We start from the raw sequence: 18,737 nt of genomic DNA, 5'->3' as shown, positions 1-18,737 counted from the left end.
TTTGACTTTTTAACCACTAAGGAGGAGCATTTTTTTTATGTCAATCGAGGTAGGCAGCAAGTTACAGGGTAAAGTAACAGGTATTACAAATTTTGGGGCTTTTGTGGAGCTGCCAGAAGGCTTAACAGGTCTTGTTCATATTAGTGAAGTTGCTGATAATTATGTGAAAGATATTAACGATCACTTAAAAGTAGGCGACCAAGTAGAAGTAAAAGTTATCAATGTTGAAAAAGATGGCAAAATTGGCCTATCTATTAAGAAAGCGAAAGAACGTGAAAAAACAGAAGGAGATCGTCCGCGTGGTGAATACCAACGTGGTGGTGATCAACAACGTTCTGGACGTCCACAACGTAATAATCGTTCTTCCAACAGAGATAACCGCGGTGGCGGTAGCGAACGAGCTCCAAAAGAAACATTTGAGCAAAAGATGGCACGCTTTTTAAAAGATAGTGAAGATCGTTTAACTTCTTTAAAGCGTAACACAGAATCTAAACGTGGTGGCCGTGGCGCACGTCGCGGATAATAAGTCCGTTTAATTCTTAACATATAGAGAGGTACCCAGAGTAATTACTCGGGTACTTTTTTATGTGAGAGAATATATTTTCAAAAAAGTTTTTGAGATGTGTTGACTTTAAAACATATCTGATGTAAGATACTAATTGTCCGTTAAATACGACGACATGGCGGTGTAGCTCAGCTGGCTAGAGCGTACGGTTCATACCCGTGAGGTCGGGGGTTCGATCCCCTCCGCCGCTATATTTAATTTAACGGCCCGTTGGTCAAGTGGTTAAGACACCGCCCTTTCACGGCGGTAACACGGGTTCGAATCCCGTACGGGTCATCTGAAAAGATCATGCAAATTTGCATGATCTTTTTTTGTTAAATATAAATTAAGACGTACAATACTTCTACAAAATCACCCTATATTTTCTGAACATTCTTTTAACTTACTTTGAATAAATTAAATACTATGTATATATGTAGATTTATTTCGAATAAAAAGTCGAACGATTATAAAAGTCAAAACTGTTGTTTTGACAAAAATCCCAATAATCATCTTTTATAATAACAGTAATTAAACTATGCAGGTGGTGTTAAAAATATGCCTAAAGCAGGAAGGACTACTATGAATACAAGTGCATTGGCGATGAATGAAAATCAGCTTGGAACAATAAAGTGGACGAGTAAGTTGCGAATGAAGTTTGAACAAGTTTTCTTTAGATGGGGATTCATTATTGCTGTTATTGGTTTTCTTTTGGGACGAGCATATATATTAACAAACATTTTACCGTTTGCATTGCCGTTTTTTGCTGCTGTTTATGTTATGAAGCGAGATAAAATGCCGCTCGCGTTCTTAGCCCTAATGGGGGGAGCACTTTCAGTTTCAATAGATAATTTATTTTTTACTTTTGCATCTATCTTCACCTTCTTTATTTATAATATCTTCTTTAGTCGGTTTACACGTAAAACTGTTGGACTTGTACCATTCCAAGTATTTATCTCCGCATTAACCGCACATTTAGTTGTTGTATATTTTGCACAGCAAACCGTCACCATGTATGATCTGCTCGTCAGTACGATCGAAGCGGGGCTTAGCTTCGTATTAACGATGATATTTTTACAAAGTGTTCCGCTTTTAGTGGAAAGGAAAGGGAAGCAACAAGCGTTAGAAACAGAAGAAATTGTTTGTTTAATTATATTACTAGCATCTGTTTTAACGGGCACAACGGATTGGTTTGTTTATGATGCTTCTATTCAACATATTTTCACTAGATATTTAGTATTAGTATTTGCCTTTATTGCAGGGGCAGCTACAGGGTCCACAGTAGGAGTTGTCACTGGGTTAATATTAAGTTTAGCGAATGTGGCTAGCTTGTCTCAACTTAGTCTCCTTGCCTTTTCAGGATTGCTTGGGGGATTGTTAAAAGAAGGGAAGCGTATAGGAGTTAGTTTAGGTTTATTAATTGGTACAAGCTTAATTACATTATATGTAGACAAGCAAACAAGTATTGTAACAACTTTAATTGAATCTGGTGTAGCGATTGTTTTCTTCTTATTAACACCGAAGCTTGTTATGGATCGTATTGCTAAATTTATGCCGGGTACACAGGAACATTCACAAGATCAACAACAATATTTAAGAAGAGTGCGCGATGTTACAGCAAACAAAATCAATCAATTTGCTAATGTATTTGCTGCTTTGTCTAATAGCTTTTCTGTATACGGGTATGTGGAGGAGGAAGATAAAGAAACAGAAGCTGATTTATTTTTAAGTACAATTACTGCAAAAACATGTCAAACATGCTTTAAGAAGGATCAATGTTGGGTAGTTAATTTTGATAAAACATACGATTATATGAAACAAATAATGAGTGAAACAGAAGAAGGAACGCTGCAGCATAATCGGAAGTTAGTTCGTGAATGGGACAAGCATTGTGTGAGAGGAAAGAAAGTAACAGATTTAGTAGCGGGTGAATTAGATCACTTCTATGAGGGGCAGAAATTAAGAAAACAAATGAAGGAAAATCGTAGAATTGTAGCGGAGCAATTACTAGGTGTATCAAAAGTGATGGAAGATTTCGCTAAGGAGATACAACGAGAAAGAGAGAACCATCAAGCACAGGAGGAGCAAATTTTACAAGCGTTTCGTGATTTCGGTGTCGAAGTGGAGCATGTTGATATTTATTGTTTAGATAGAGGAAGCATTGATATTGAAATGTTGATTCCAGCTGCATCTAATGAACATGGGGAATGCGAGAAGTTGGTTGCTCCAATGCTTTCAGATATTTTAAAAGAGAATATCGTCGTTAAGCATGAAGAGAAATCCTCATATCCAAATGGGCACAGTTTAATATCATTTGGTTCAGCGAAGACGTATTCTCTTGATACAGGATTGGCCACAGCTGCAAAAGGTGGTGGGTTTGTTTCAGGTGATTCCTACGCGATGATGGATTTGAGCGTTGGTAAATATGCACTTGCGATTAGTGATGGTATGGGAAATGGACAAAGGGCTCATATGGAGAGTAGGGAAACGGTAAAATTATTACAAAAGATACTTCAATCAGGTATTGATGAAGAAATAGCGATTAAGTCCATCAATTCAATTCTTTCTTTAAGGACGACAGAGGAGATGTATACAACGCTTGACTTGGCTATGGTAGATTTACGGGATGCGAGTGCGAAGTTTTTAAAGATTGGATCGACGCCGAGTTTTGTTAAACGCGGAAATAATATTTTGAAAATTGAGGCAAGCAATTTGCCGATGGGAATCATTGAAGATGTTGAATTTGATGTGGTTGGTGAGCAATTAAAAACGGGTGATCTTCTTATCATGATGAGTGACGGCATTTTTGAGGGAGCGCAACATGTGGAGAATCACGAATTATGGATAAAACGTAAAATTAAAGAACTACAAACAGAGGATCCGCAGGAGATTGCTGATATTATTATGGAAGAAGTGATTCGCTCTGGTGATGGTTATATAAATGATGATATGACTATTGTGGTGGCGAAAGTAAAGAAAAATATGCCGAAGTGGGCTACGATTCCAATAGTAGGAATGCAGGCGCAATAAAATAATCAAAAAAACCTAGGTAGATACCTAGGTTTTTTTGATTAAAAAGGTAATGTGATTACTTTGTTAAATATACAGGAGGGATGTAAGATAAAAATGTGAATTTTGTACATCTTTTTTTTGCACAATGTTTGTAAAAGTTGTACCATTATATACAAGGTAACTAATGTTGTTGTTCTTGTTTAATGAAAGGTGATTGCGAAGTTGAAAGATGCATTTGTTGAAAAAGTAGATGACTTTGTAAAGCAGCATGATGTATTAAAGAAACATTCAACAATTGTTGTAGGGGTTTCTGGTGGACCTGACTCTTTGGCTCTTTTATATTATTTGTTCGAAAAAAGGGTAGAAAAACAGCTCGAAATTGTAGTAGCACATGTGGATCATATGTTTAGAGGTAATGAATCTTATGAGGATCTGCAGTTTGTACAGGGTCTTTGCAAAGAGCTAGGAGTTATTTGTGAAACGCTAAGGATTAATGTGTCGCAATATCAACAGCAATATGGAATGAATGCACAAGTTGCTGCTAGAGAATGCAGATATGCATTTTTGGAAAGAATAATGAAGAAATATGATGCGAGATATGTAGCTCTTGGTCACCATGGAGATGATCAAGTAGAAACGATTTTAATGCGCCTTGTACGAGGGAGTACTCCGAAAGGATACGCAGGAATTGCAGTGAAGCGTTCTTTTCATAATGGATATTTAATTAGGCCGTTACTTGGGGTAACTAAGGAAGAAATTGTTGATTACTGTAATAAATTAAAAGTTATTCCACGTATAGATCCGAGTAATAAAAAGGAAGTATATACAAGGAATCGATTACGTAAATATGTCCTCCCTTATTTGAAAGAAGAAAATCCACAAATGCATGAGAAATTTCAAAAATTCAGCATGCAGATGCAAGAGGATGAGGCTTATTTGCAGGAATTAGCTTTTGAGAAAATGAATAAAGTAATTACAAAAAAAAGCGATAAACAAATTAGCTTATCAATTCCTGCCTTTGAATCCATGTCTATGTCTTTACAAAGAAGAGGGATTCAACTAATATTAAACTATCTTTATGAATATAAGGTTCCATCTTCGCTTTCTTCTATACATATTGACAAGGTGATTGAATTTTTTAAGCGGGCACAACCTTCAGGTTCACTAGATTTCCCAGGTGGTTTGAAAATTGTTCGCACATACGAAGAATGTAGTTTTGGATTTAAACAAGAAATTGTTTCTCCTTTTTCGCAAGATTTATCAGTACCTGGGACAATTATATTGCCGAATGGGGATAAACTTGTAACAGAGGTGAGCGAAGATATACCGAGTAACATGAATGAAACAGTATTTGTTGCTAAGTATAATGATATATCGTATCCACTTCGTATTCGGTCTAGGGAAAATGGAGATCGCATGTCAATGCAAGGTATGGTTGGTACAAAAAAGATAAAAGCTGTTTTTATCGAAGCGAAAGTACCGAAAGAAAAAAGAGAAGAATGGCCGATCGTTTGTGACGCAGGTGGAAATATTATTTGGGTGCCCTTGTTGAAACGATCTGCATTTGCTACTTCGAAAGAGATAGCAAAGAAGGGTAAATACATGATTATTCACTACAAAAGCAAGGAGTCTTCCGGGAGGATAATGAAATGATGAATCAAGATATCGAAAAAGTATTAATTTCTGAAGAACAAATACAGGAAAAGGTGCACGAACTAGGTGCAGTTATTGCAGAGGATTACAAAAATACAGTACCTCTTGCGATTGGTGTACTAAAGGGCGCAATGCCATTTATGGCAGATTTATTAAAGAGAACAGATACATATCTTGAAATGGATTTTATGGCTGTATCTAGCTACGGTCACTCTACAGTTTCGACAGGCGAAGTAAAAATCTTAAAAGATCTTGATACTTCTGTAGAAGGTCGCGATATTTTAATCGTTGAAGATATTATTGATAGCGGTCTTACACTAAGCTATTTAGTAGACCTGTTTAAATATCGTAAAGCGAAATCTGTAAAGATTGTTACGTTATTAGATAAGCCAACAGGCCGTAAGGTTGATCTGAAAGCAGATTATGTTGGATTTACTGTTCCTCATGAATTTGTTGTAGGATATGGATTAGATTATAAAGAGCAATACCGTAATCTTCCTTATGTAGGAGTATTAAAACCAAGTGTTTACTCAAATTAATTAAATATAGGCGTTACAATTGTATAGGGAATTTTTTCTATGTTACGATTTACTATAGTGTTTATGCCGTGAGAGGAGGTTAGGAATGAATCGTATCTTCCGTAATACCATCTTTTATTTACTAATATTCTTAGTAGTAATTGGGATCGTAAGCTATTTTAATGGTTCGACGCAAAAAACGACATCAGTTAGCTACGATAAATTCATTACTCAACTTGAAAAAGGTGAAGTGCGTAATGTGCAGCTTCAACCGAAAAATGGTGTGTTTGAGGTAAAGGGACAATTCAAGACTTCTAGCCAAGGAGAACAATTTGTTACGTATGCACCAAATACTGAGGAATTACAAAAGAAAATTAATGATAAAGCGCAAGGGGCTGAAGTTAAGTATCAACCAGCAGAAGAAACAAGTGCTTGGGTAACGTTCTTTACTTCCATCATTCCGTTTGTCATTATCTTCATTTTATTCTTCTTCTTATTAAACCAAGCTCAGGGCGGCGGTAGCCGTGTTATGAACTTCGGGAAAAGCAAGGCGAAGCTATACAATGATGAAAAGAAAAAAATTCGTTTCAGAGATGTTGCTGGAGCGGATGAAGAGAAACAAGAACTTGTTGAGGTAGTTGAATTCTTGAAAGACCCTCGTAAGTTCGCTGAAGTTGGCGCCCGTATTCCGAAGGGTGTTCTATTAGTGGGACCTCCAGGTACAGGTAAAACTTTACTAGCACGTGCTGTTGCAGGTGAAGCAGGCGTTCCGTTCTTCTCTATTAGTGGTTCTGACTTCGTAGAGATGTTCGTCGGTGTCGGTGCATCCCGTGTACGTGATTTATTCGAAAATGCAAAGAAAAATGCTCCTTGTATCATTTTCATTGATGAAATTGATGCAGTAGGACGTCAACGTGGCGCGGGTCTTGGCGGTGGTCATGATGAGCGTGAACAAACGTTGAACCAATTGCTTGTTGAAATGGATGGATTCGGTGCAAACGAAGGTATTATTATCATCGCTGCGACAAACCGTCCTGATATTCTTGATCCAGCGTTATTACGTCCAGGTCGTTTTGACCGTCAAATTACAGTAGATCGTCCAGATGTAAATGGTCGTGAAGCTGTACTTAAGGTACACGCTCGTAATAAACCGCTTGATGAGAATGTCAACCTAAGAGCGATTGCAACTCGTACACCAGGATTCTCTGGTGCCGATCTTGAAAACTTATTAAACGAAGCTGCTTTAGTAGCTGCGCGTCAAGATAAGAAGAAAATTGATATGAGTGACATCGATGAAGCAACGGATCGTGTTATTGCAGGTCCAGCTAAGAAAAGTCGTGTTATCTCTGAAAAAGAACGTAATATTGTTGCATTCCATGAGGCTGGCCATACTGTAATTGGTGTTGTCCTTGATGAAGCAGATATCGTTCATAAAGTAACAATTGTCCCTCGTGGTCAAGCTGGTGGATATGCGGTAATGCTTCCGAAGGAAGATCGTTACTTCATGACAAAACCAGAGTTACTTGATAAAATCACCGGTTTACTTGGTGGTCGAGTAGCTGAGGAGATTGTATTTGGTGAAGCAAGTACAGGTGCTCACAACGACTTCCAACGTGCGACTGGTATTGCAAGACGTATGGTTACAGAATTCGGGATGAGTGATAAGCTTGGACCGATGCAATTTGGTAGCTCACAAGGTGGTCAGGTATTCTTAGGAAGAGACTTCCATTCAGAACAAAACTACAGTGATGCAATCGCGCATGAAATTGATGTGGAAATGCAAACAATTATTAAAGACTGCTATGCTCGTGCGAAACAAATTCTTACTGAAAAACGAGATAAGCTTGATATTATCGCGAAAACGTTACTTGAAGTAGAAACATTAGATGCAGAGCAAATTAATCATTTATATGATTATGGCAGATTACCTGAGCGTCCAACATCTTCAGATGATGTGAAAGTAAACATCAATATGAAGAAAGACGATGAAGATACAGAAGATAAGTAAGAAAAAAAGGAGTGACAATAGTCACTCCTTTTTTTTGTGAAATGAATTTAAGTGGCAAAAGAATTTAAATGAAACTATTATTAAAAATTGAAATAGAGAGTAATCTTTTTGTACAATGATGAGTATAGAAAAACTGATTATATAAGTATGTGTGATATGATGTTTTTATAAGTTTTATACATACTGCACAAATATAGATTAAATAAGATAAGTGGTGAGAATATGATTTTTGTATTGGATGTAGGGAACACAAATGCAGTACTAGGTGTGTTTGAAGAGGGGAAACTTCGTCAGCATTGGCGCATGGAAACAGATCGTCATAAAACAGAAGATGAGTATGGGATGCTTGTAAAGCAGTTACTTGAGCATGAAGGTCTTTCTTTTGAAGATGTGAAAGGTATTATTGTGTCTTCAGTCGTACCGCCAATTATGTTCGCTTTAGAGCGTATGTGTGAAAAGTATTTTAAAATTAAACCGCTTGTAGTGGGGCCTGGGATAAAAACTGGCTTGAATATTAAATATGAAAATCCACGTGAAGTAGGCGCGGACCGAATTGTAAATGCAGTAGCAGGAATCCACTTATATGGAAGTCCGCTTATTATTGTTGATTTTGGTACGGCTACTACATATTGTTATATTAACGAAGAGAAGCATTATATGGGTGGTGTCATTACGCCAGGAATTATGATTTCGGCAGAGGCTTTATATAGCAGAGCAGCAAAGCTTCCTCGTATTGAAATTACAAAACCGAGTAGTGTTATCGGGAAGAATACAGTAAGTGCAATGCAATCAGGTATTCTTTATGGATACGTTGGACAAGTGGAAGGTATTGTTAAGCGTATGAAAGAAGAAGCTAAGCAAGAGCCGAAAGTTATTGCAACAGGTGGATTAGCAAAATTAATTTCAGAAGAATCAAATGTAATTGATATTGTAGATCCGTTTTTAACGTTAAAAGGTTTGTATATGTTATATGAACGTAATGCAAATTTACAACATGAGAAGGGTGAATAAATAAGTATGAAAGATTATTTAGTAAAAGCGTTAGCGTTTAATGGAGAGGTTCGTGCTTATAGTGTACGTACAACAAATACAGTAAGTGAGGCGCAAAAACGTCATGATACATGGAGAACAGCTTCAGCGGCACTTGGTCGTTCTTTAACTGCGGGTACAATGATGGGTGCTATGTTAAAAGGCGAGCAGAAGCTAACGATTAAAGTAGAGGGTAACGGCCCGATTGGTCCTATCTTAGTCGATGCTCATGCAAATGGGGATGTACGTGGTTATGTAACGAATCCACATGTTGATTTTGAGGGAACGGAACAAGGAAAATTACGTGTATATCAAGCGGTAGGTACAGAAGGATTTGTAACGGTAATTAAAGATATCGGTATGCGTGAACCGTTTATCGGTCAATCTCCAATTGTTTCAGGAGAACTAGGGGAAGATTTCACATATTATTTCGCGGTTTCTGAGCAGACACCTTCTTCTGTAGGTGTCGGTGTTCTCGTAAATGGTGATGATAGCATATTGGCAGCGGGTGGATTCATTCTTCAAATTATGCCAGGTGCGCAGGAAGAAACAATTTCATTTATTGAAGAGCGTTTGCAAAAAATTCCTCCTGTATCACAACTGATTGAACAAGGGCTTTCTCCAGAAGAGCTACTATATGAAGTGCTTGGAGAAGATAAAGTGAAAGTGCTAGAAACAATGGATGTTCAATTTAATTGTACATGTTCACGCGAGCGCATTGAAAGTGTGCTAATTAGTTTAGGGAAAGCGGAGTTAGAACAAATTCGTGCAGAAGAAGAAGAGACGGAAGTTCACTGTCACTTCTGTAATGAACGATATAAATTCGCTAAAGAAGATATTACAAGTCTAATTGAGAACCTGTAATAAAGAAGTTTAGCTGGAGAATCAGCCACCCAAATAGATTGACAAACAGGGAATTTTCTGACAAAATCTAAATATAGATAAAACCAATAAAAATACTCGGTGTTAGGAGTGACAGGAATGCGAGTGGCACAATCAGTTTCAGAATTAATCGGGAAAACGCCGATCGTTAAGTTGAACCGCATCGTAGAATCAGACAGCGCAGATGTATACTTAAAATTAGAATTTATGAATCCGGGGAGCAGTGTTAAAGATCGTATCGCGTTAGCTATGATTGAAGATGCTGAAAATAAAGGATTATTAAAAGAGGGCGATACAATCATTGAGCCGACAAGCGGTAACACAGGTATTGGCTTAGCGATGGTAGCAGCTGCTAAAGGATATAAGGCAATTTTAGTAATGCCAGAAACAATGAGTATTGAGCGTCGTAATTTATTACGCGCTTACGGTGCTGAATTAGTATTGACTCCAGGACCTGAAGGAATGGGCGGGGCAATTCGAAAGGCAACTGAATTAGCAGAAGAACATGGGTACTTTATACCACAACAGTTTCAAAACCAAGCGAATCCAGAAATCCATCGTATAACAACAGGTCCAGAAATTATTGAACAGATGGGGGATCAATTAGATGCGTTTATCGCAGGTATTGGTACAGGTGGAACAATTACAGGTGCTGGTGAAGTACTGAAAGATGCTTATAAAGATATCAAAATTTACGCGGTAGAACCTGCGGATTCACCAGTATTATCTGGTGGAAAGCCGGGTCCACATAAGATCCAAGGAATTGGAGCGGGGTTTGTTCCGGAGACATTGGATGTAGAGGTATATGATGAAATTATTCAAGTGAAAACGGAGCGAGCGTTCGAATATGCGAGAAGAGTGGCTAGAGAAGAAGGTATTTTAGTTGGTATTTCTTCGGGAGCAGTCGTTTATGCAGCGACAGAGGTTGCGAAGAAATTAGGTAAAGGGAAAAAGGTACTTGTTATTATCCCAAGTAACGGTGAACGCTATTTAAGTACACCACTTTATCAATTTGAGTCATAATTGAATGTGATTTGAAAAGCATCCTTAAAAAAGGATGCTTTTTCTTTTTTGATTGGAAAAAGGAAAAGAGTGAATGACTAGAAAACTTCATGTAAAATAAGAAGTAGTATAATTAATTTATTTTCACTAGCCCTCAAGTATAATCATTCTCTATATAAATAATTTTATGTAGTTTGAGTTGATTGGCTTAAGAGGGTGGGATAACAGAAGACGGGGTGTTGATATGCAACGAAGAAAATCTTTAGCGCTTTCTATTCCATATCAGTTAGATTTCTTTAAGCAATATAAATTTCTTTCTCAGGATAAGCCGCAACATATTTTGTTAGAAAGTGGACGTGGTGGTCGTTATAACATTGTTGGGCTGGATCCAGTAGCGGTAATTCAGGGTAAGAATGAGACGTTACATATAAGTGAAAGTGGTAAGGAAACAATAGAACGAGGGAATCCATTAGATTTAATGCAAGCGTATATGGAGAAATGGAAAACGGATTATAATCCGGAGTACCCACCTTTTCAAGGTGGGGCAATTGGATACTTTAGTTATGATTGTATCCGTTATATTGAAAAACTTTCTTCTCTTGCGAAGGATGATATTAATATACCTGACATATTCTTTTTGTTATTTGATGACGTGTTTGTGTATGATCAACAGGAGAGAGTATTATGGATTATTACGCATTATGTAGATGAGTGTGAAGAGGCAGAAGAACGATTAAATGAATGGAAGGGTCTTTGGATGAAAGAAGCCCCCGAAGTGACTATGCCGTTTGAATCTCCTGAAAAGAAAAATGAAGCAGTCGCTTTTACGGAAGAGGGCTTTATGAAGGCCGTTGAACGTATTCAAGAATATATTGGAGCGGGTGATGTGTTTCAAGTAAACTTGTCGACAAGACAAGAAAGAACATTACAAACACATCCACTAGAAATATATACAAGTCTTCGTGAAATTAATCCATCTCCATATATGGGTTACTTGGAGTTTGGAGATTTTCAAATTGTTAGTGCTTCGCCTGAATTGCTAATTAAAAAGCAAGGAAAGGAAGTGAGTACAAGGCCAATTGCCGGTACGCGCTCTCGAGGAGCAAGTGAGCAAGAGGATGAGGAATTAGCGAAAGAATTAATTGAAAACGAAAAGGAAAGAGCAGAGCATGTAATGCTTGTGGATTTAGAACGAAATGACTTGGGCCGGGTTTGTAAATATGGCACTGTTGAAGTAGATGAATTTATGGTAATTGAAAAATACTCACACGTTATGCATATTGTTTCTAATGTGCGTGGTGAGGTGGAAGCAGATAAAGATGCTTTCGATTTGGTGAAGGCTGTATTTCCTGGTGGGACAATTACCGGTGCCCCGAAAATACGTACGATGGAAATTATTGAAGAATTAGAACCTGTTCGCCGAGGAATTTATACGGGTTCAATTGGTTGGATTGGTTATTCTGGAGATACGGAATTGAATATTGTAATCCGAACACTACTTGCTAAAGATGGACAAGCGCATGTGCAAGCTGGAGCGGGTATTGTAATTGATTCAAATCCAAAAAATGAATATAAAGAGTCGTTAAAAAAAGCAATCGCTTTATGGCGTGCAAAAGAAAGTAGCGAAGAAACGGTTAGGTGAGAGAAATGATATTAATGATTGATAATTATGATTCTTTTACATTTAATTTAGTGCAGTTTCTTGGAGAACTTGGACAAGAGCTTGTTGTTAAGCGTAATGATGAAGTGACTATTTCGGATATTGAGAATATGAAACCGGATTTTTTAATGATTTCGCCAGGTCCATGTAGTCCTAATGAGGCGGGAATCAGTATGGATGTTATTAAATATTTTGCAGGTAAGCTTCCGATTTTTGGGGTCTGTCTTGGACATCAATCAATTGCACAAGTATTTGGAGGGGATGTTGTCAGGGCAGAGCGTTTGATGCATGGAAAAACATCTTTAATGCATCATGATGGGCAGACGATTTTTTCTGATATTCCAAATCCATTTACCGCGACACGTTATCACTCTCTTATCGTTAAAAAAGAGACGTTACCGAATTGTTTAGAGATAACATCTTGGACTGAAGAAGGTGAAATTATGGCGCTTCGTCATAAAACGTTGCCGATTGAAGGGGTACAATTCCATCCGGAATCTATTATGACTTCTCACGGGAAAGAGTTGCTACAGAATTTCATTCGCAAATATAGCCCAAGTGTGACATCGTGTTAATTTACGTAAATGGCGCGTATGTAGAAGCGAGTGAAGCGAAAATTTCTCCGTATGACCACGGTTACCTATATGGGCTTGGGGTTTTTGAGACATTTCGTATTTATAATGGTCATTCCTTTTTATTGGATGATCATTATGAACGCTTAGTGGATGCGCTCGATATATTGCAAATCAAATGGACAATGACAAAAGATGAAGTGATGCTTATTTTAAAGAATCTACTTGTTAAGAATGGGTTAAAGCATGCATATGTGCGCTTAAATGTATCGGCGGGTATAGATGAAATAGGATTACAAACGGAAGTATATGAAGAACCGTCTGTTATTGTTTTTATAAAACCTTTAGCAGCTCCAGGAAATGTAGTGGAAAAAGAAGGAGTTATTTTAAAGCAAGTGAGAAATACACCAGAGGGTGCATTTCGCTTGAAGTCCCATCATTATTTAAATAATATTTTAGGGAAACGCGAAATTGGAAATGTTGTGAATAAGGAAGGCATTTTTCTTACCGAAACAGGTTATGTTGCAGAGGGTATTGTTTCGAATCTCTTTTTTGTTAAAGGAGATATTTTATATACTCCTTCATTAGAAACAGGGATTTTAAACGGAATCACTCGTGCGTTTATTATAAAGGCTGCTGAAGGACTAGGTATAGAAGTAAAGGAAGGTTTCTTTACAAAAGATGCATTGCTTTCAGCGGATGAAGTGTTCGTAACGAACTCTATTCAAGAGATTGTCCCCCTTTATCGTATAGAGGAGAAAGATTTCCCGGGTAAAGTGGGAGTGGTTACAAAAAGACTTATGGATCTTTATGGAGTGCAGAGAGAAAAATTGTGGAGCAGAAATGAATTGCGAAGAGGAGATGTGTAGTTTGAAGTGGGATTATGATTTGCGCTGCGGCGAATATACATTGAACTTAAATGAAAAGACATTAATTATGGGGATTTTAAATGTAACGCCAGATTCATTTTCTGATGGTGGGAGTTACAACGAAGTAGATGCCGCGGTGCGACATGCGAAAGAAATGAAAAATGAAGGTGCTCATATTATTGATATTGGCGGCGAATCTACTCGCCCGGGTTTCGCTAAAGTTTCAGTAGAAGAAGAAATAAAGCGAGTTGTTCCAATGATTCAGGCAGTGTCAAAAGAAGTAAAGCTACCTATTTCTATTGATACGTATAAAGCTGAGGTTGCGAAACAAGCGATTGAAGCTGGTGCTCATATTATTAATGATATTTGGGGAGCGAAGGCGGAACCGAAGATTGCTGAAGTTGCAGCCTATTATGATGTGCCCATTATCTTAATGCATAACCGAGATAATATGAAATACCGCAACTTAATGGCTGATATGATTGCTGATTTGTATGAAAGTATTAAAATCGCTAAAGACGCGGGTGTGCGAGATGAGAATATTATTTTAGACCCAGGTATCGGTTTTGCGAAAACACCTGAGCAAAATTTAGAAGCGATGCGTAATTTAGAACAGTTAAATGTACTGGGTTACCCAGTTCTCTTAGGTACTTCAAGAAAGTCCTTTATTGGCCATGTGTTAGATTTACCAGTGGAGGAACGTCTTGAAGGAACGGGCGCTACCGTTTGTCTTGGTATTGAAAAGGGCTGTGAGTTTATCCGTGTTCATGATGTGAAAGAAATGGCGCGTATGGCTAAGATGATGGACGCGATGATTGGTAAGGGGGCAAAGTAATTGGATAAAATTTATATCCATGATATGGAGTTTTACGGTTATCATGGTGTATTCCTAGAAGAAAATAAATTGGGTCAGAGATTTAAAGTGGATTTAACGGTGGAGTTGGATTTAAAACGTGCAGGAGAAAGTGACGACTTAGAGCATTCTGTCAATTACGGGGAGCTTTTCGAACTGTGTAGAAAAGTTGTTGAAGATAGAACGTATAAGCTTGTAGAGAGTATCGCTGAAAATATCGCTACAGATATATTGAAACAATATGAGAGTATTTCACAGTGTACAATTAAGGTAATTAAACCGGATCCGCCGATACCGGGACATTATCGTGCTGTAGCGGTAGAAATTACGAGAGAACGTCCATGAATAATATAGCGTACATTGCATTAGGTTCCAATATTGGGGAGCGTTATATTTATTTAACTGAAGCAATTCAGTTTTTAAATAAAAACCAGCATATCCAAGTTGATGATGTTTCGTCTGTATATGAAACTGATCCGGTTGGCTATACTGACCAAAATTGCTTTTTAAATTTAGTTATAAAAATTTCTACCAATTTATCACCGCAAGAATTATTGAAAGTAACACAAAAGGTAGAGAATGACCTAGGAAGAAAAAGGGAAATTAGATGGGGCCCGAGGACCATCGACCTTGACATTTTACTATATAATCAAGAAAATATTGAAGCAGAGAATCTTATTGTTCCGCATCCGCGGATGTTCGAAAGAGCTTTTGTTATCGTTCCGTTGTTAGAGATTAATCAAGATATAAAACAAAACATTTCACGTTCACAAGTAGAAGAAATGAAAAGGCGAGAGGGAGTAACGGTATGGAAGCAGAAAAATGGGGAAGACGCATTCGTGCTTTTCGAAAGCTAAAAGGCTATACGCAAGAAGGTTTTGCGAAAGAATTAGGGGTATCTGTATCGGTTTTAGGTGAAGTTGAGAGGGGCAATAGATCACCTTCCCAAGATTTTGTAGTAGAAGTCGCTAAAACATTAAACGTTTCAATAGACGAATTGATGCCAAAGTGACCGTAAAGGAAGGAGTAAGTCGGGTGTTAAAGATTGCAAATATTGAGATGAAAAATCCAGTTGTACTAGCACCGATGGCGGGAGTGTGTAACTCTGCATTCCGTTTGACAGTAAAAGAATTTGGTGCAGGTTTAGTTTGTGCTGAAATGGTAAGTGATAAGGCAATATTACTTAATAACAAAAGAACATTAGATATGTTATATATCGATGAGAGAGAAAAGCCATTAAGTTTACAAATTTTTGGTGGAGAGAAAGAAACTCTTGTAGATGCTGCGAAATACGTAGATAAATATACGACAGCAGACATTATTGATATTAATATGGGTTGCCCAGTACCGAAAATCACTAAGTGTGATGCGGGAGCAAAGTGGCTTTTAGATCCAAATAAAATATATGAGATGGTAGCGGCAGTTGTAGATGCAGTTGAAAAACCAGTTACAGTTAAAATGCGTATTGGTTGGGATGAAGATCATATTTTCGCAGTTGAAAACGCTAGAGCTGTTGAGCGTGCTGGTGGGCAAGCTGTAGCAGTTCATGGACGTACACGAGTGCAAATGTATGAAGGGAAAGCGGATTGGGATATTATTAAACAAGTAAAGCAATCTGTGAATATCCCGGTTATCGGAAATGGTGATGTGGAAACACCGCAAGATGCAAAGCGTATGCTTGATGAAGTTGGTGTAGATGGAGTTATGATTGGTCGCGCTGCTCTTGGAGACCCGTGGATGATTTATCGTACGGTAAAGTATTTAGAGACAGGTGAATTAATGCCGGAACCAACAGTGCGTGAGAAAATTGATGTATGTATGTTGCATCTAGATCGTCTTATCGATTTAAAGAACGAAAATGTCGCTGTAAGAGAGATGAGAAAGCATGCAGCTTGGTATTTAAAAGGTGTTCGTGGTAATGCGAGTGTGCGCAATGGTATCAATATTTGTAACACACGTGAAGACCTTGCGAATTTATTAGGTGCATTTGTAGAAGAAGTAGAAGCGAAACAACAAACAATTTATGTTGGTTAATAAGGGGGCATAGGAGATTGACATTCTTCTATACACTTCCTATAATTACGTGAAAGAAAGAAGAACTGCCAGTTGGTTGCTGGCAGTTTTTCTAGTTGAGTAGAAAATGCTATACTGTATATATTGTAAAATTTAATAGAGCTGGAGTGATATCAATATCATGGATAACATGAACCACGAAGAATTAAACGACCAATTGCTTGTTCGTCGTGAAAAGTTACATAACTTACGTGAACAAGGAATCGATCCGTTCGGTAAACGATTTGAACGCACAAATTCAACAAATGACTTATTAAGCTTATATGGAGAGTTCTCTAAAGAAGAATTAGAAGAGAAAGAAATCTCTGTTTCTATCGCTGGTCGCATTATGACAAAACGCGGTAAAGGAAAAGCTGGATTTGCGCACGTTCAAGATTTACACGGACAAGTTCAAATCTATGTTCGTAAAGATGCTGTTGGTGATGATGAGTATGAATTATTTAAGACAGCTGATTTAGGTGACTTAGTAGGTATTGAAGGTAAAGTTTTTAAAACAAATGTTGGAGAACTTTCAGTAAAGGCAACAGGCTTTACGCTATTAACGAAATCTCTTCGTCCATTGCCGGATAAATATCACGGATTAAAAGATATTGAACAACGTTACCGTCAACGTTATTTAGATTTAATTACAAGTATGGAAAGTCGTGAAACATTCGTTACTCGTAGTAAAATCATTCGTGAGATGAGAAGATACTTAGACGATAATGGTTATCTTGAAGTGGAAACGCCTATGATGCATGCAATTGCAGGTGGAGCATCTGCTCGTCCTTTCACTACACACCATAATGCGTTAGATATGGAATTATATATGCGTATCGCAATTGAACTTCATTTAAAACGTCTTATTGTGGGCGGATTAGAAAAAGTTTATGAAATCGGCCGTGTATTCCGTAATGAGGGTGTATCAACACGTCATAACCCTGAGTTTACAATGATTGAATTATATGAGGCGTATGCTGATTATAAAGATATTATGAAACTAACAGAAAACATGGTTGCTCATATTGCGAAACAAGTACTAGGTACAACAACAATCCAATACGGTGATCAAGAAATCAATTTAGAGCCAGAATGGACACGTCTTCATATGGTAGATGCAATTAAGCAATACTCTGGAGCTGATTTCTGGAAGACGATGAGTGTAGAAGAAGCGCGTGAACTTGCAAAAGAGCATAGTGTAGAAATTAAAGATACAATGGAAGTTGGTCATATTATTAATGAATTCTTCGAACAAAAAGTAGAAGATAAGTTAATTCAACCGACATTTATTTACGGTCATCCGGTAGAGATTTCACCACTTGCGAAAAAGAATGATGAAGATCCACGATTCACAGATCGTTTCGAATTATTCATTGTTGCTCGTGAACATGCGAATGCATTCACTGAGTTAAATGATCCAATCGATCAAAAGGAACGTTTTGAAGCTCAATTAAAAGAGCGTGAGCAAGGTAATGATGAAGCTCATATGATGGATGATGACTATATCGAAGCTCTTGAGTATGGTATGCCTCCTACGGGCGGATTAGGAATCGGTATTGATCGTCTTGTTATGTTATTAACAAACGCACCATCTATTCGTGACGTGCTATTATTCCCAGCTATGCGCCATAAACAAGACTAAGCTTTGGAGATTTCTCCAAAGCTTTTTTTATTTTCTTTATTTGAGGGGAGAGAAACCTTCTATTAAAAGGAAAGCGAGATTGTTGCTCGTTAAATGGATGCCAGATTAAAAAACTATACTTATATAGAAGAAAGGTGCTGTTTTTATGCTTTTTTACTAAGTTAAAAATTTTATTAGAAAAACTATTGCATTTTAATAATCAAACTGGTATATTTATATTCGTTGTCACGGAAGACAACATAAGAAACAAACGAAAAACAACTTATTGAAAAAAGTTGTTGACGAAAATATAACGAAATGTTATATTAATAAAGTCGCTTCTGAGCGACAGACAAGTTCTTTGAAAACTGAACGAAACAAACAACGTGAACGTCAATTTTTATTTTTAGATGCTAGACAAACTAACTTTATTGGAGAGTTTGATCCTGGCTCAGGATGAAC

17 protein-coding genes and 2 tRNA genes are annotated in these 18,737 nt (G+C 37.5%); all 19 read left to right on the top strand.

The annotated features are described in order from the left end of the window. Positions 1 to 37 precede the first annotated feature (37 nt). The 19 genes from MR071_RS21550 (at position 38) to lysS (ending at position 18,296) form a co-directional block, all read left to right on the top strand. Positions 38 to 523 (top strand): S1 domain-containing RNA-binding protein, encoded by a 486-nt coding sequence (locus MR071_RS21550; RefSeq protein ID WP_105587660.1) that lies wholly within the window; start codon positions 38 to 40, stop codon positions 521 to 523. A gap of 159 nt (positions 524 to 682) precedes the next feature. Beyond that, a tRNA-Met gene (locus MR071_RS21545) sits at positions 683 to 756 on the top strand. Positions 757 to 769: 13 nt separating this feature from the next. Further along, a tRNA-Glu gene (locus MR071_RS21540) sits at positions 770 to 841 on the top strand. A 261-nt stretch (positions 842 to 1,102) separates the two neighbouring features. After that, entirely contained in the window at positions 1,103 to 3,574 is a 2,472-nt protein-coding gene (gene spoIIE, locus MR071_RS21535; RefSeq protein WP_242237925.1) for a stage II sporulation protein E, read from the top strand. 204 nt (positions 3,575 to 3,778) lie between these two features. Beyond that, on the top strand, positions 3,779 to 5,209 hold the full coding sequence (gene tilS / locus MR071_RS21530) for a tRNA lysidine(34) synthetase TilS (RefSeq protein WP_242237923.1): 1,431 nt from the start codon (positions 3,779 to 3,781) through the stop codon (positions 5,207 to 5,209). Continuing rightward, on the top strand, positions 5,206 to 5,748 hold the full coding sequence (hpt, locus tag MR071_RS21525; RefSeq protein ID WP_002124550.1) for a hypoxanthine phosphoribosyltransferase: 543 nt from the start codon (positions 5,206 to 5,208) through the stop codon (positions 5,746 to 5,748). The genes tilS and hpt overlap by 4 nt, the downstream gene beginning before the upstream one ends. Positions 5,749 to 5,833: 85 nt before the next feature. Then, positions 5,834 to 7,735 (top strand): ATP-dependent zinc metalloprotease FtsH, encoded by a 1,902-nt coding sequence (gene ftsH / locus MR071_RS21520; RefSeq protein ID WP_070140511.1) that lies wholly within the window; start codon positions 5,834 to 5,836, stop codon positions 7,733 to 7,735. Between the two features lie 222 nt (positions 7,736 to 7,957). Further along, the gene (locus MR071_RS21515) at positions 7,958 to 8,746 is read left to right on the top strand and encodes a type III pantothenate kinase (protein ID WP_002144522.1); all 789 of its coding nucleotides are present in this window, start codon (positions 7,958 to 7,960) and stop codon (positions 8,744 to 8,746) included. A gap of 6 nt (positions 8,747 to 8,752) precedes the next feature. Next, positions 8,753 to 9,628 (top strand): redox-regulated molecular chaperone HslO, encoded by an 876-nt coding sequence (gene hslO / locus MR071_RS21510; RefSeq protein ID WP_105587657.1) that lies wholly within the window; start codon positions 8,753 to 8,755, stop codon positions 9,626 to 9,628. A 117-nt stretch (positions 9,629 to 9,745) separates the two neighbouring features. Further along, entirely contained in the window at positions 9,746 to 10,669 is a 924-nt protein-coding gene (cysK, locus tag MR071_RS21505) for a cysteine synthase A (RefSeq protein WP_242237921.1), read from the top strand. Positions 10,670 to 10,892: 223 nt separating this feature from the next. Beyond that, on the top strand, positions 10,893 to 12,290 hold the full coding sequence (gene trpE, locus MR071_RS21500) for an anthranilate synthase component I (RefSeq protein WP_105587654.1): 1,398 nt from the start codon (positions 10,893 to 10,895) through the stop codon (positions 12,288 to 12,290). Between the two features lie 5 nt (positions 12,291 to 12,295). Beyond that, entirely contained in the window at positions 12,296 to 12,883 is a 588-nt protein-coding gene (gene pabA, locus MR071_RS21495) for an aminodeoxychorismate/anthranilate synthase component II (RefSeq protein ID WP_002113273.1), read from the top strand. Further along, positions 12,877 to 13,749 (top strand): aminodeoxychorismate lyase, encoded by an 873-nt coding sequence (gene pabC / locus MR071_RS21490; RefSeq protein ID WP_242237919.1) that lies wholly within the window; start codon positions 12,877 to 12,879, stop codon positions 13,747 to 13,749. The genes pabA and pabC overlap by 7 nt, the downstream gene beginning before the upstream one ends. Beyond that, a complete protein-coding gene (folP, locus tag MR071_RS21485; protein ID WP_142395932.1) occupies positions 13,724 to 14,584 on the top strand; it encodes a dihydropteroate synthase in 861 nt (286 codons plus the stop codon). The genes pabC and folP overlap by 26 nt, the downstream gene beginning before the upstream one ends. Then, a complete protein-coding gene (gene folB, locus MR071_RS21480; protein WP_105587649.1) occupies positions 14,585 to 14,947 on the top strand; it encodes a dihydroneopterin aldolase in 363 nt (120 codons plus the stop codon). It begins immediately after the preceding gene. After that, a complete protein-coding gene (gene folK, locus MR071_RS21475; protein WP_002144510.1) occupies positions 14,944 to 15,459 on the top strand; it encodes a 2-amino-4-hydroxy-6-hydroxymethyldihydropteridine diphosphokinase in 516 nt (171 codons plus the stop codon). The genes folB and folK overlap by 4 nt, the downstream gene beginning before the upstream one ends. Further along, a complete protein-coding gene (locus MR071_RS21470; protein WP_002009706.1) occupies positions 15,411 to 15,614 on the top strand; it encodes a helix-turn-helix domain-containing protein in 204 nt (67 codons plus the stop codon). The genes folK and MR071_RS21470 overlap by 49 nt, the downstream gene beginning before the upstream one ends. A gap of 23 nt (positions 15,615 to 15,637) precedes the next feature. Then, complete coding sequence (dusB, locus tag MR071_RS21465) at positions 15,638 to 16,636, top strand: tRNA dihydrouridine synthase DusB (protein WP_002159621.1); 999 nt, start codon at positions 15,638 to 15,640, stop codon at positions 16,634 to 16,636. A gap of 160 nt (positions 16,637 to 16,796) precedes the next feature. Next, on the top strand, positions 16,797 to 18,296 hold the full coding sequence (gene lysS / locus MR071_RS21460; RefSeq protein WP_105587646.1) for a lysine--tRNA ligase: 1,500 nt from the start codon (positions 16,797 to 16,799) through the stop codon (positions 18,294 to 18,296). Positions 18,297 to 18,737: the final 441 nt, after the last annotated feature.

The organism is Bacillus cereus group sp. BfR-BA-01316, assembly GCF_022664195.1.
Lineage (GTDB): Bacteria > Bacillota > Bacilli > Bacillales > Bacillaceae_G > Bacillus_A.
Note: the sequence above shows the minus strand (reverse complement) of the source record. Positions and strands in the feature narration are given on the sequence as shown.